Origin of the sequence: Dermatophilus congolensis (assembly GCF_900447215.1) — a bacterium.
Classification (GTDB): domain Bacteria; phylum Actinomycetota; class Actinomycetes; order Actinomycetales; family Dermatophilaceae; genus Dermatophilus; species Dermatophilus congolensis_A.
On record NZ_UFYA01000001.1, the window covers coordinates 1992540 to 2006091 of the forward strand.

Below are 13552 nucleotides of genomic sequence, written 5' to 3' on the forward strand. Positions count from 1 at the left end.
ATGCCACACTCAAAGTTCATGCGCTGCCCTCCCACATTCTTGACGGAGAGCCCATTCAACACATCACAATTCACACACCAACGCGTACCCTGCGAGGTCTTCTGATGCCTTTCTTCCGCCCCTCCCCCACCGAAAACCCTCCGGAAGAACCACCCGTAGTACACGTGGTCAACGCCGACAAAAACATTTCCCAAGAACTGCGCATTGCAGGAGAAATCGCGTGGCGATTCATCGCCATCATCGCTGCGCTCTACCTCGTCGGTCGCGGAGTGCAGATCACCTCCTCCGTCACTCTCCCGGTAGCCGTGGCGCTGCTGTTCACCGCCCTGGGACAGCCCCTAGTCAACCGCCTGCACCGCCATGCCCACATCCCCACCTACGGCGGGGCAGCCATCGCCATCATCCTTGGCATCATCCTCATCACCGGCACACTGGCCATTGCAGGCGGCCAACTCATCACCGGCGTCGCCCAACTTATCGATCGCGTCTCCGGCGCCATGACTCAAATCCAAACCTGGCTAGCCACCGGACCTCTACAAATCGGTGGCGACCAAATCAACGAAGCCATCACTCACTCCCGTGAATGGCTCTCAGCCAACGCCAGCACCCTCACCAGCGGCGCAGTAACCGTGGGCAGCCAAGCCACCAGCCTGGTCGCAGGACTGGTCATCGCCCTCATCGTTACTTTCTTTTTCCTCGGCGACGGCCCCAACATTTGGGGATGGTTGGTGCGCCTCATGCCCCGCGGCGTACGCACTGACGTCCACAACGCCGCCCGCCGAGGCTGGACCACTGTCGGAGCCTACGTACGCACCCAAATCCTCGTCGCAGCTATCGATGCTGTCGGTATCTGCATCGGAGCGTTCTTCCTCAACCTGCCACTGGTTGTCCCCCTAGGACTCATCGTCTTCCTTTCCTCCTTCATCCCCATGGTTGGAGCTTTCGCATCCGGAGCTCTTGCCGTACTTCTGGCCCTGGTCACTCAGGGTCCGATACCGGCGCTCATCATGATGCTGGTCGTCTTGGCGGTGCAGCAGCTCGAAGGAAACGTGCTCCAGCCCGTACTCATGAGCCGATCCGTGTCAATCCACCCTCTAGCCACCTTGCTCGGCGTTGCAGTCGGCTCATTCCTTTTCGGCATCGTTGGTGCCGTATTCGCCGTGCCAGCCATGGCCTTCACAAACGTGGTTGTGCTGTACCTCAAGGGTTACGACAAATTCCCCGAACTCGGAGTACAAAGCGTTCCCGGAGGCACTTTCACCGGCGAACGCATAGCCCGCGCAGCAACCAACGGAGATGAAGAAGCCGAGAACACCCAGCGCTCCACACACCACCGGGACACCCCAGATAGCCCAACACAGGCCTAACCCAACCGCCCCTTGCAGATCTCGCTAACGCCGGCGCCCCGCAAACTGGGGCACCGGCCGCGGCGACTCAATCGGCAACCCATAGGCATCCAACGATTCATCCCTAATCGCTTGAGGCACCCCTCCAGGGCGGTAACGCAACAACTCTCGACTCCAGGTCGCGTCAACATAAATGTGACTACACAGAAAATCGTCGAGCACATGCTCAGCACTCAGCCCCCGCAGCTGGCCATGCCGCTGCAATCGACGAATCACTCGCACACAGATTGGCTGCGCAACCCACCGCGGCACTCCCATAATGGGGCTGCGCTGGCCCAGCGCATCCATCACTACAGAAATCATTTCCCGCCACGTTAAATCCATATCAGTGAGCGGATAGCGCGCCGCATGTTCCCCCCGCTGGAGCGCACTCATCACCGCATCAACCAACTGCTGCGTTGTGATCACCGATGTGCCGCCAGTGGGAAACAACACCACTGGCCCCCGCAGCCGATCTAACAAAATCTCCCGCCAGTGATGCCTCTCCCCCGAACCAGCACCAAATACATACGGAATCTCCAGCACACACACCCGCATACCTAGCTCAGTACCTACCTCGATGGCGAAATCCGCCTCAGCGATCCGAGCACGCACATACGGGTGACGATCCGCAATCCCCAGACCGGGGTTCGCTCGCTCCCATGCAGCCAAGTACGACCCGATTACCACTACCTGCTCTACCCCAGCTGCGGCAGCCGCTCGAAACGTGCGTCCGACCACATCACGCACCCATTCAACGGCATCCCCACCTTCAACCGGCCCCACGTCGGAAACGCCCACGCCGTAAACAAGTGCATCCACGCCGTGCAAAACCTGCGTGATCACAGCCTCGTCATCGGTGACATCGACTGCCGAATATGTCACTCCTCGATACGGTGAAGCCACACTGCCCTGCCTGCGAGGACGCACCGAGACAACCTCATGCCCGGCTGCGACCAAAGATTCGCACAACCGGTGGCCAAACAGCCCTTTCCCTCCGAGAACGGCAGTTTTCACGATCAAATCGTGACACACAGACCCCTCTCAACCGAGGACCCTGCTTTAGCTACCGATCCATGTCGCCATAAGAACGACTACTTAAACACAGCCGTCAAACTTACTACGCATCTGAAGTTTTCTACCCATAGCCTTATTAGACTCTGCTAAAAAGCAACCAACACGCAACCACGAAGAAAGATAGGAAAATGACACCAAAAGACCTTAAAAAGAAATATGAATATTTTTCATTCATTATTTCCGGACTATGCATTATGATTTCAAGCAAATACATGATTCAGACACAAGAAGGCGAAATTATTCACCTCATTGGGTACGCTGCGATCATCCTTGGTGCCGCTTCTTTCACAGCAGGCGCATTCTTAACCTACAAACTACACAGGAATAAAACTAACCAACAACACTTGTAAAATACGTCAAACACCTGGGGATGGGCGACCTACCTATCCCCAACCATCTTCTCCCACCGTGGGGGCACATAGGCACAAAACGGCTCAGACTCAAACGGATCACCTGTCACCGCGAACGCACGGGCACGAGAGCCGCCACACATTCCTTTGTAATTACACACTCCACACTTGCCCTTAAGCTTGCTCCGATCACGCAACCCCCGAAACAGCTCCGAACGCTGATAAATATCAATGACATCCGCGTCACGAATACTCCCGGCCTTCACCGGGAGAAAACCACTAGGAAACACATCCCCTGTGTGACTGATAAATAAAAATCCATCCCCATCATTCACGTTACGCGCTCGGCCTATACCATCCGAATCCGAATGATGCTTCCCTGAAGTCAACACATCAATCTGAATAGGTCCCGCATTCGCCACCCGTGGGACTGCCGCATTCTCCGCACGCTTATGCTGAACCACTACCCGACTGTATTGAGGAGCCGCTGTCGCTTTGATATCATACGGCACCTCCTTACTCATCTCGTACATAAGGTCAAAAACCCGCTCGAACTCGGCTGCGCTTGCTACATCCTCAGGCCTGGCTCTACCCATCGGCACCAGAAAAAACACTTCCCAAAACACGATTCCCAGCTGGGCATTCAACTCCGCCATCGCCCGCATGTCATTAATGTTGTCGCGCCGCACAACCGTATTCACCTGCGTCGACATCCCCACCTCACGGGCCTGCCGCAAAATACGCAACCCGTGATCAAAAGAGCCCTCAACCCGGCGGAATGTGTCATGAATCCCGGCATTCGACCCATCCAAACTCACCGCCAGACGGACCAGCCCCGCTTCCTTCAACTCACGCAGCTTCTCCTTGGACGTCAACGGAGTCGTTGCCGGAGTAGCCGCCATCCTCATTCCCAGATCTGCGCCGTACTTCACCAACTCCACAATGTCCGGGCGCTTCATACAGTCCCCACCAGAAAACACAAACACCACCGGCCCAAACTCACGCAGCCGTTTCATCATCGTCTTAGCCTCACCCGTGGTGAGCTCATCCGGATGACGTAACGGCTGCGCTTGAGCACGACAATGTTTACACGCAAGATCACACGATTGCGTTGTCTCCCAAATCACCACAAAAGGGGCCTTATCGAAGTCCATCGGGGCATGCCCCCCACGCATCCGCCGATGCCCGGCCCCCGCTCCACCGGCAACGCCACGACCATGCCCACCCTTGTGCTGAGAACAGCCCGACGAGTAAACACCTGCAGATGCATCAACCATGCAACCACGCTAAAACCACCCCTACTCCGCCGCTGCCGGTCACACATATGAGATACACAACATCGCCGCTGTTCACAGGGCTTTTCGACTACTCCCGCATCCCCATCACTGACGAAAAACCATTCACAGACGATTCCCAGCAACACAACCGGAACAACACAGGCCCCCGATGCTGTCCTAATGAATGAGGCACCCGCGTAAAGGCGCCACAACCGCCCCTACACGCACGCCCCCTCTCTCACATGCCCGTGATGTATCGAAAGGCCCCGATGTCCACCCCCAACAACCCATTCAGCAACCCCAACAACCCACGTTCAGCTGCATCAGAAGAAGTGCTCTGCGGCGAAGTCATCTCAGAGAGCAATACCAGCAGCCAGGCCCCCTCGGGAGGCCCAACCTCCAGCGAAGGCCCCCGCTACATCAAGTCCGAACCACTGAGCAACAATCCCTTCTCACGCGGCTTCTTCAACCCACCAGGAGCCTCCAGCGCCTACCAAGCCGCCAGTGCAGAACTGGGCGTAGACACCTCCAAACTCAAAATGAAAAACCCCGTCATCGCCGCAGCACTGGGACTCTTCTTCGGCCCCATCGGCCTGATTTACTCAAACCTGCTCTGGGCCATCTTCCTGGGCATACTTGTCGCTGCCCTCCTCAAAGCACACGTCATCCTGTGGATCTTTGTCCCCCCGATCTTCATCCTCTGCGCCCTCATCGGCTTCGCCTCAGCAATGCGCACCAACTGGAAACGCATCGTCGCCCTGGTCAACGAAATCGACAACTCCGACCTGACCATCCAGAAAAACCCGTGAGCACCTACCTCGGCACAATCGTGCTGTGCGGTGGCACATCTACCCGTATGTGTGTTCCCGACAAAACAGCACTGCCTTTTGGGACAGCCACGCTCCTGGACTCCGCGCTCCTTGGGCTCCCATCAGGTCCCGTGGTATGTGTAGGCCCCCCACGCCCACTGCTGCGTGATGGCGTGACCTGGACACGTGAAACCCCACCCGGAGGTGGCCCGCTAGACGGTATCCGCGCTGGACTTAACCAGCTCACGAATATGGCAGCCACCCCTGAGTACGATGCAGGCATACTCGCTGTCATTGCCGGTGACCAACCTTTCGCTGGGCGCGCAGTCCCCCACCTGCTCAAAGCACTCGAAGCCGCAGCCGCATCCACACACGCAGTCGCTGCAAGCTCTGACAACAGCGATCCCTCTGCAAGACCTGCACTTCTTTTAGCTGCCTACCGCGTGCATACCCTCGCCCATGCTGTTCGCGGTGACACCCGCAACCAAGGCGTCTATCGCGCTTTGAAAGATCTACACGTCAAGACTGTGCCACTGCCCCTTGAGCACATCTCAGCAGCATTGGATGTCGACACCCCAGAAGACCTTGACCTGGCACAACAGCACATCAACCGGACACGCACCAATTAACCTTCGCCCCGCCCTGTGCCAGCAGCGGCCGCATCGCTAGGGTGATTCCATGAAGGCCGTCACGATTCCCGAATTCGGCGACGCGGACGCTCTCGTCCTCAACGATGTAGAACCCCCCACCGCTGGCCCTGGAGAAGTACTCATCGACGTCGTGGCCGCAGGCGTGAACCGTGCCGACGTCATGCAACGCCTGGGGTACTACCCGCCCCCAACGGGCATCACCGACATTCCCGGACTAGAAGTCGCCGGTCGCATAGCGGCTTTTGGTGAAGGGGTCGACCCAGATTCCAGCGGATACCACATCGGTGAGGAGGTGGTAGCACTACTCTCCGGCGGTGGGTACGCAGAGCAAGTGGCAGTGCCCATCGGACAACTCATACCCCGACCGAGCAACCTATCACTCACCGAAGCTGCCGGCTTCATCGAAACCGCGGCAACAGTATGGTCAAACCTTTTCATGACCGCCCATCTCGTCAAAGGCGAAACAGTTCTATTACACGGCGGTTCCAGCGGTATCGGCACCACAGGCATCCAGATCGCTAAAGCCAAAGGTGCGAAGGTGGCAGTGACAGCAGGATCTGAAGCCAAACTTGAAGCCTGTGCGCAGCTGGGCGCAGACATCCTCATCAACTATCGCGAGCAGGACTTCGTAGAAGAAGTAAAGAAAGCGACCAACTCCCATGGCGCTGAAGTAATCCTCGATGTCATCGGAGCGAAATATCTCAAACGCAACGTAGATGTACTAGCCACAGATGGGCGCATCGTCACGATTGGTCTGCTCGGCGGCCGCAAAGGCGAGCTCGATCTGGGGAAACTACTGAATAAGCGGGGCACTCTAGCGGCCACATCACTGCGATCACGATCTGTAGAAGGCAAATCTGACATCGTGCGCCAGGTGCGAGAGAACGTGGTCCCGTTGGTGGAAACCGGACACATAAAACCTGTCCTACACGCGACTTTCCCGCTAGCTCAGGCACCCGCTGCACACCGAGTTCTCGAAGAGTCCAGTCACATCGGCAAGGTTGTATTGGAGGTGCAGTGATGAACCGGATCCGCTTGGTGGTGCGGGTCTTACCCCGTGACAGCGGTTCAAAAACAGAAAAAGAACCGGTGGAAACAGTCGATGCTGTGTTCATGCGGTCAGGGCTTTTCTCAGTTGTGGCACCTCGTGTCGGTGAGTTTCTTGAATGTCGCGCATTCGGCGAGCACGTAGCGAAATATTTTCCTCGCGCGGTTCCCGTCGTCGCCCTTGAACACCGGATCACAGACATGCGAGAAGACGATCCGCGCGTCTACGTAGTTGTAGACCTGCACGGTGTAGAGGTGAGCCCCTCCATGGTTACGGACTTCAAAGCAGATGGTTTCCAGCACGCCAACCCTTCAGTGAAGTGCAGCAGATAAACACCCACTCCCCCGCCTATGTAGTGGTGCCCTCTCCCGATCGGGAGAGGGCACCACTACATAGGCATCAGCACATGAGCGCAGTCAGACTCACTCACCTTTCAAAGTGAAAGAACGCAACCGGTCACCGGCGAACCACAATCCCACTACGACCACGACAATCGCAGCACCGATCACATAGGCCATGGAAATGTTCGGCTCGGTAATAGCACCATCAAAATGCGACCCGACCCGCTCACCCCACTTACGAATAGATACCCAGCTGACTCCCTGCAAGAAACCACCAAGAGTGCCTTCCCACATCAGCACGTAGAGCACACCTGCACTTACTGCATGCCGTGTATACGCAGACGCGGCAATGAACAGTGCAGTGTAAGCGGTGCCCGCCAGCACACCTGCAACGGCCCAACCCACCGCAATGTCTTTAAAGTCCAAGCTGAGCGTGATGGCCGCCAATGGCAGCGGCAGCACACCGACAATCATCGTGACTATCCACGCGACAAAAAACTTGCTCACCACCACGCCATGCCGGTTCACCGGCTTAGACAGCAAGTAGACAACCGAGCCGTCTTCCACCTCCGGACCAATCGTGGAGTTCGCGGCAAGCAACGCAACCAAAGGCAACATCAACGGATACGCGATATTCGACAGCAAGGAAAGGCTCGTGTCACCGCTGCCCACAAGGCGAATAATCCCGGCAATAGCGAACAACACCAGCGGAAAAGCCACCAAAGCCCAGATACGTTTCTGACCGACGATAGACGCGGCCGCAAGCCGAATAATTGTGCGATTCATGAGGCCACCAAGTAGGAGAAGACGGATTCAAGAGACTCATCAGTGGGCGTGAGTTGACGCAAAGTAATACCTAGTTCACGCGCCCAGCCCGGCAAACCTGCAGCGAAAGCACCCAGATCACAGACACGTACGTCCAGACCGCCCTCGGGGGCAATCGCAACACCAACAACACTGGGACGGCCAATGAGCGCCGACGCCAATGCTCGATCATCACTGCTGGTGATGTAGTAGTGAACGGGCCGGTCGGTCATCAGACGCCGGATCGCTCCGAAATCTCCAGAAGCGGCGTGACGCCCCGCAACCATGACTTCGATATGACGGGCCAGCGCCTCTACTTCTTCGAGGATGTGCGAGCTGAACACAACAGTGCGGCCTTCTGCTCCCCGCTCGCGTAAAAGACGCATAAGTTGTGCGCGCTGGCGGGGGTCAACGCCGTTAAAAGGCTCATCAAGCAGAATGATTTCAGGATCGTGGACGAGCCCGGCAGCGAGTTTGATGCGTTGACGCATCCCTTTGGAATAGGTGCCGATTTTACGGTCGGCTGCATCAGTGAGATCCACCGTAGCCAGAACGCGTTCGGTTGCTGCACCGGGATCAGTTAGGCCATGCAGGTCCGCACAAGCGCGAACGAAAGCTCTGCCGGTGAGGTACCCGAAGGACAATTCGCGTTCAGGTACTAAGCCGATGTGGCGGTAAAGGTCAGTGTTCCTCCAGGCAGGCTTACCAGCGACAGTGACCGTTCCGGATGAGGGTTGAAGGAATCCACTGATCATGCCGATGAGTGTGGTTTTTCCGGCGCCGTTGGGGCCTAGAAGCCCGGTGACACCAGGGGCGAAAGTGAGGGTGACGTCGTTGACTGCCACGGCATGGCCATACCAACGGGATACGTCTCGTAACTCGATGGTGCTCATCTGTTTCCTCCTCGGGTGATGCGGTTTCCGATGAGCCAGACGCCCAGAGCAGGTCCGATGATGCACACGACCCAGTAGAGAGCGTGTACAGCAGCGCTGCTGGGGGCAAGGATCATGGCGGTGGTGGGTTCGAATGCGTGGATGGCGCCGTTAGCGGCTGCGTACGGAGAGAAGATGCCGAGCATCTCAGCGGCCATGCTTGCTTTGCCCGTGACCTGAAGAATCGCTTGAAGCATGGCGACGATTCCGTTGCCTAGCATGAACACGGCAAGAGAAAAGACGATGGATAGGCCAGGACGCAGGGTCCAGCTACTAATAATCCCGGCGATGCTGCTGGTGCCCAGGGAGATGAGGAAACACACACCTAATGCAGGGGCTACCTGTCGGGTCAGTTCAGCGGCGTTGAGATTAGCTAGCAAGCCCCCGAGGAACAACAGAACAAGAGGTGCCAGCAGGAACAAGAAAACAGCCCCGGTCATGGATGCCCAGCGTGTAAGGGCGTAGATACGCGCTGACAAAGGCCTGGCCATGTACAGAACGATGGAGCGGTGCCGCAGGTCGCGTCCAAAAATGGTGGGTGCCTGGGTTGCGACAAAGATGCTGGGCAGGATGGCGCTACCGGATGGGTAGTTGTAGAGCTTGGTGGGTAGTTCGTTGAGCAAGCCGAAACTGAGAACACCAACCGTGATGAACGCCGGGAGGATGTACATGATGAGCAAGACGAAAGGGATCCATTTTGCGCGGCCAGTGCGGCCGATTCCGTAGGCGCCACCGAGCCCGTTGAAGAAAAGAGCACGAGCGATAGCCGCATCGGTGTGGCGGGGTCCGTCGTAATGGCGGTAGCCGAGGTCGTGGATCACTCCCGCCGAAGGTGAAGTGTTGCTCATGCGGGCTTCTCCTCGAAGATGTCCTGTAGGTGGCGTTGGTCGTTGTCGATGCGCACCAGGCCCAGGCCAAGCTGGTCTGCGGTGTCGCGGACGAGATCGTGGGTGCTGAAGTCGGTAGCTGCGTCGTTGATGCGCACGCATCGGCCTTCGGGGTAGGCGGTGAGGCCAGCTGCGGCCAGAGCTTCGCCCATTTGGTCGCGTTCAGTGGTTCCGCCGAGCACTTCGATCAGTAGGGCTCCGGTAGCTTGGGTGAAGTCGGCGGTGGATGATGCCTTCAACAAGGTGCCGCCGTCGAGGATGACTGCATGGTCGCTGACTCGTTCGAGTTCGCCTAGAAGGTGACTGGTGACGATGACGGAGATGCCGAATTCGGTACCGATGCGGCGGATGAGGCGGAGCATGTCGGTGCGTCCGGCGGGATCAAGGCCGTTGGTAGGTTCGTCGAGGAACACCAGCTTCGGGTCATGGACAAGGGCTTGAGCGAGTTTGACGCGTTGTTTCATGCCGGTGGAGTAGTTGCCCATGGGGCGGTATCGCTCTTCAGCAAGGCCGACGTGGCGCAAGATGTCGGCGGCGCGTTCACGTGCTGTGGCTTTGGGTAGGCCCGACATGATGCCCATGTGGACGACGAAGGAGCTAGCGCTGACGTCAGGTGGTAGACAGTCGTGTTCGGGCATGTACCCGACTGTGCGGCGGATCTGGGCGCTGTCGGTGGCGGTGTCCAGGCCAAGAACAGCGGCGGTTCCGCTGGTGGGGCGCAGCAGTCCGAGCAGGATTTTGATGAGGGTGGATTTTCCGGCGCCGTTGGCTCCGACGAGACCGGTGACGCCAGCGGGGATGGCGAGGTCTACGTGGTCCAGGGCGATCACTCTGCCGAAGTCCATCGTGATGCCCGTGGTGGTGACGACCGGGGTTGGTGTGGATGTGGCGGTGGGGTGGGGGCTATGTCTGCTGTGTGCAGTGTCTTGTTGAGGGTTGGTACTCACTGGGCCCACGTTAGGGAAGGGGCTAACGGATAGCTACCTCATGCCGAGATTGTGTCTGGTTCGCATAGAGCTGGTGGTCATGGGTATTGACGCAGAACAGGCAGTGGATGAACGCAGCGATCTGCCGTGTTCATCCACTGTCTGTTCTGTCCTTAGCCGGTATTACGGCTGGTCTGGCTTAGTGATCACCAACCGCGCCATGCTGCCCGGCCAGCTTCGAGTCGAGAAACCGGTACCCGGAATGGGGAACAAGAGACGTAGTCCAAACCGATCTTGTGGAAGAAGTGCACCGACTCCGGATCGCCGCCGTGCTCACCACAGACACCTAGGTGTAGGTCTGGGTTCGCAGCGCGGCCAGTGTCAGCTGCGAGCTTCACCAATGCGCCAACGCCTTGCTGGTCCAGGGTTTCGAAGGGGGAGACACCGAAGATTCCGCGCTCGAGGTAGTTCTTGAAGAAGGTGCCTTCGACATCATCTCGGGAGAATCCCCACGTGGTCTGGGTGAGGTCATTCGTTCCGAAGGAGAAGAATTCGGCGCATTGGCCGATTTCTCCGGCAGTCATTGCTGCACGCGGCAACTCGATCATCGTGCCGATCGGGGTCTTAGTTAGGTCAATCCCGGTCTCTTCGCTGACATCTGCGGCGACCTGCTGAATCGCTTCCTTCATGATTTCAAGCTCTTGCACCGCAGAGACCAGCGGAATCATGATCTCTGGGCGTGGATCTTTGCCCGCTTTACGCAGCTCAGCTGTGGCTTCGAGAATCGCGCGTGCCTGCATCTCAAACAAGCCTGGGATGACAATCCCCAACCGGACACCACGCAGACCAAGCATTGGGTTCTGCTCGTGCATTCGTTCCACGGCAGCCATGATCTTTTTCTGGTCTTCTTCAAGGTCATATCCCTTGACCTTGGCGATAGCGCGCTGTGCGATGAGTTCTGCCTGGGCTGGGAGGAACTCGTGCAGCGGCGGGTCAAGCAAACGGACGGTGACCTCGTAGCCATCCATCGCTTCGAGGATTTCCAAAAAGTCACCCTTTTGTAGTGGCGCCAGGGCAGCAAGGGCGCTTTCTCGCTCGTCGTCTGTTTCGGCGACGATGAGTTTCTCTACTAGCGGGCGGCGGTCACCGAGGAACATGTGCTCGGTGCGGCACAGGCCGATACCTTGTGCACCGAACCGGCGGGCGCGGGCAGCGTCTTCGCCGGTGTCAGCGTTGGCGCGTACCTTCATCCGGCGCCGAGCGTCAGCGATGCCCATGATGTAGTCCACGGCGTGCACGAGCTCGTCTGCGGCGATTTCTTCCTCGGAGAGCTGGCCTTCGAAGTACTTCACCACTGGCGGATCTACGACTGGGACTTCACCGACGAAAACGTCACCGGTGGTGCCGTCGATCGAAACCACGTCGCCTTCACGAAGGATGGTGCCATCTGGCAGGGTCAGCGTGCCCGCGTTGACATCAATCTTCAGCTCTTCGGCGCCACAAACGCAGGTCTTGCCCATACCGCGCGCCACGACAGCCGCGTGCGAGGTTTTTCCGCCCCGGCTGGTCAAAATACCCCGGGCAGCGATCATGCCGACCAGGTCGTCGGGGTTAGTTTCCCGGCGAGCCAAGATCACATTCTTGCCTGCGTCAGCCAGCTCAGCTGCGCGCTCGGAAGAGAACACCAACCCACCCACTGCTGCGCCCGGCGAGGCGGCCATGCCTTTGCCGACCTTGGTGCGGGGTGCGTTTTCATCGAATCGGGGGAACATCAGCTGCACCAGTTGTTCACCGTTGACGCGTTGCAGCGCATCGCCTCGCTCGATGAGACCCTCATCGACTAGCTGGACTGCAACTTTGAACGCTGCTGCCGCGGTGCGCTTACCCACTCGGGTCTGCAGCATCCACAGCTTGCCCTTTTCGACCGTGAACTCGATGTCACACAAGTCTTTGTAGTGGTTTTCGAGCTTGGCCATGATGTCCATCAGCTCGTCGTAGGACTTTTTGTCCACCTTTTCCATGTCAGCCAGGCACATGGTGTTGCGGATACCGGCTACGACATCCTCACCCTGAGCATTGACGAGGTAGTCACCGTAAACACCTTGGTGTCCCGAGGCGGGGTCTCGGGTGAATGCCACACCAGTACCAGAAGTCTCCCCCATGTTTCCGAACACCATGGAGCACACATTTACTGCGGTGCCCAGGTCACCGGGGATGCGCTCACGGCGGCGGTACAACACAGCGCGTGGAGAGTTCCAAGAACGGAACACAGCCCGCATCGCTTCAAGCAGCTGTTCTTTTGGTTCTTGCGGGAACGGCGAGCCAGTCTGATCCGCGATGATCTTTTTAAACTCCTCGACGATGCGTTTGAAATCTTGTGCATCGAGGTCGAGGTCGTTCTTGGTGCCCTTAGCGTCTTTTTCTCGATCGAGGACGTCTTCGAATAGCTCACCATCGAGGTCAAGAACAGTCTTACCGAACATCTGCAGCAGGCGCCGGTAGGAATCCCAGGCGAATCGTTCGTTGCCGGATACCTTCGCCAATCCCAACACGGAGGAGTCGTTCAACCCCACGTTGAGGACGGTCTCCATCATTCCCGGCATCGAGAACTTCGCACCGGATCGCACAGACACCAGCAAGGGGTCCTCAGGGTCGCCGAGCTTCTTACCCATCTCGGACTCGATAGCGCAAAGATGCTCGTCGATCTGTTCGGACAACTCCACTGGCTCGGAACCATGAGCCAGGTATGCCTTGCACGCCTCGGTGGTGATGGTGAAGCTCGGCGGGACAGGCAGACCCATGTTGTACATCTCGGCAAGGTTGGCTCCCTTGCCACCAAGGAGGTCCTTGGCGTCCTTGTTCCCTTCGGACAAGGCGTACACGTACTTCGGCATGAAAATCGTCTCCCGGAACTTCGTCGTAGCGGTACACAACCTCGCCCCCGGCGAGGCGTGGGGCCATCGCATCTCTTGCGCACAACTTGTCACAAATTTTGCGAAAAGACTCGTTCCGAGGACGTGTCACGTATGTTTGCAGGCCGAACGGTCCCACAGCATTGATTTCTCA

At 57.9% G+C, this 13552-nt stretch carries 13 protein-coding genes; 6 read left to right on the forward strand and 7 right to left on the reverse strand.

Annotated features, from left to right (window positions below; translation table 11 throughout):
* The first annotated feature begins 104 nt into the window (after positions 1 to 104).
* Positions 105 to 1367: an AI-2E family transporter gene (locus DXZ77_RS08750; RefSeq protein ID WP_115031441.1), complete on the forward strand. Its 1263-nt coding sequence runs from the start codon at positions 105 to 107 to the stop codon at positions 1365 to 1367.
* 24 nt (positions 1368 to 1391) lie between these two features.
* Here the strand turns inward: DXZ77_RS08750 and DXZ77_RS08755 are convergent, their stop codons facing one another.
* Positions 1392 to 2402 (reverse strand): NAD-dependent epimerase/dehydratase family protein, encoded by a 1011-nt coding sequence (locus tag DXZ77_RS08755; protein WP_181816086.1) that lies wholly within the window; start codon positions 2400 to 2402, stop codon positions 1392 to 1394.
* Between the two features lie 188 nt (positions 2403 to 2590).
* Here DXZ77_RS08755 and DXZ77_RS12220 point away from each other — a divergent pair, with 188 nt between their 5' ends.
* Positions 2591 to 2812, forward strand: coding sequence for a hypothetical protein (locus tag DXZ77_RS12220; protein WP_115031443.1), 222 nt, complete (start codon positions 2591 to 2593; stop codon positions 2810 to 2812).
* Positions 2813 to 2841: 29 nt separating this feature from the next.
* On the opposite strand, the gene DXZ77_RS08765 is transcribed toward DXZ77_RS12220, so the two are convergent.
* Positions 2842 to 4089, reverse strand: a complete 1248-nt coding sequence (locus DXZ77_RS08765; RefSeq protein WP_220181624.1) for a TIGR04053 family radical SAM/SPASM domain-containing protein — start codon at positions 4087 to 4089, stop codon at positions 2842 to 2844.
* 251 nt (positions 4090 to 4340) lie between these two features.
* Between DXZ77_RS08765 and DXZ77_RS12065 the strand changes: the two genes are divergently transcribed.
* Genes DXZ77_RS12065 through DXZ77_RS08780 form a run of 4 tightly spaced genes read left to right on the forward strand, consistent with a single transcriptional unit; the run spans position 4341 to position 6928 of the window.
* The gene (locus DXZ77_RS12065) at positions 4341 to 4898 is read left to right on the forward strand and encodes a hypothetical protein (RefSeq protein WP_181816087.1); all 558 of its coding nucleotides are present in this window, start codon (positions 4341 to 4343) and stop codon (positions 4896 to 4898) included.
* 20 nt (positions 4899 to 4918) lie between these two features.
* Positions 4919 to 5527 (forward strand): molybdenum cofactor guanylyltransferase, encoded by a 609-nt coding sequence (gene mobA / locus DXZ77_RS12070; protein ID WP_258553322.1) that lies wholly within the window; start codon positions 4919 to 4921, stop codon positions 5525 to 5527.
* A gap of 49 nt (positions 5528 to 5576) precedes the next feature.
* Positions 5577 to 6569, forward strand: coding sequence for an NAD(P)H-quinone oxidoreductase (locus tag DXZ77_RS08775; protein ID WP_115031447.1), 993 nt, complete (start codon positions 5577 to 5579; stop codon positions 6567 to 6569).
* Positions 6569 to 6928, forward strand: a complete 360-nt coding sequence (locus DXZ77_RS08780) for a hypothetical protein (protein WP_115031449.1) — start codon at positions 6569 to 6571, stop codon at positions 6926 to 6928. Before DXZ77_RS08775 ends, DXZ77_RS08780 begins: the two co-directional genes overlap by 1 nt.
* Before the next feature lie 90 nt (positions 6929 to 7018).
* On the opposite strand, the gene DXZ77_RS08785 is transcribed toward DXZ77_RS08780, so the two are convergent.
* The 5 genes from DXZ77_RS08785 to ppdK all read right to left on the reverse strand — a co-directional run bounded on the left by DXZ77_RS08785 (position 7019) and on the right by ppdK (position 13380).
* Positions 7019 to 7723 carry an ABC transporter permease gene (locus DXZ77_RS08785; RefSeq protein WP_115031451.1) on the reverse strand — a complete coding sequence of 235 codons (705 nt, stop codon included), beginning with the start codon at positions 7721 to 7723 and terminating at the stop codon, positions 7019 to 7021.
* Positions 7720 to 8634 (reverse strand): ABC transporter ATP-binding protein, encoded by a 915-nt coding sequence (locus DXZ77_RS08790; RefSeq protein WP_115031452.1) that lies wholly within the window; start codon positions 8632 to 8634, stop codon positions 7720 to 7722. The genes DXZ77_RS08785 and DXZ77_RS08790 overlap by 4 nt, the downstream gene beginning before the upstream one ends.
* Entirely contained in the window at positions 8631 to 9521 is an 891-nt protein-coding gene (locus DXZ77_RS08795; RefSeq protein ID WP_147279247.1) for a hypothetical protein, read from the reverse strand. The genes DXZ77_RS08790 and DXZ77_RS08795 overlap by 4 nt, the downstream gene beginning before the upstream one ends.
* A complete protein-coding gene (locus tag DXZ77_RS08800; RefSeq protein WP_258553236.1) occupies positions 9518 to 10507 on the reverse strand; it encodes an ABC transporter ATP-binding protein in 990 nt (329 codons plus the stop codon). The genes DXZ77_RS08795 and DXZ77_RS08800 overlap by 4 nt, the downstream gene beginning before the upstream one ends.
* Positions 10508 to 10692: 185 nt before the next feature.
* A complete protein-coding gene (gene ppdK, locus DXZ77_RS08805; protein WP_115031456.1) occupies positions 10693 to 13380 on the reverse strand; it encodes a pyruvate, phosphate dikinase in 2688 nt (895 codons plus the stop codon).
* Positions 13381 to 13552: the final 172 nt, after the last annotated feature.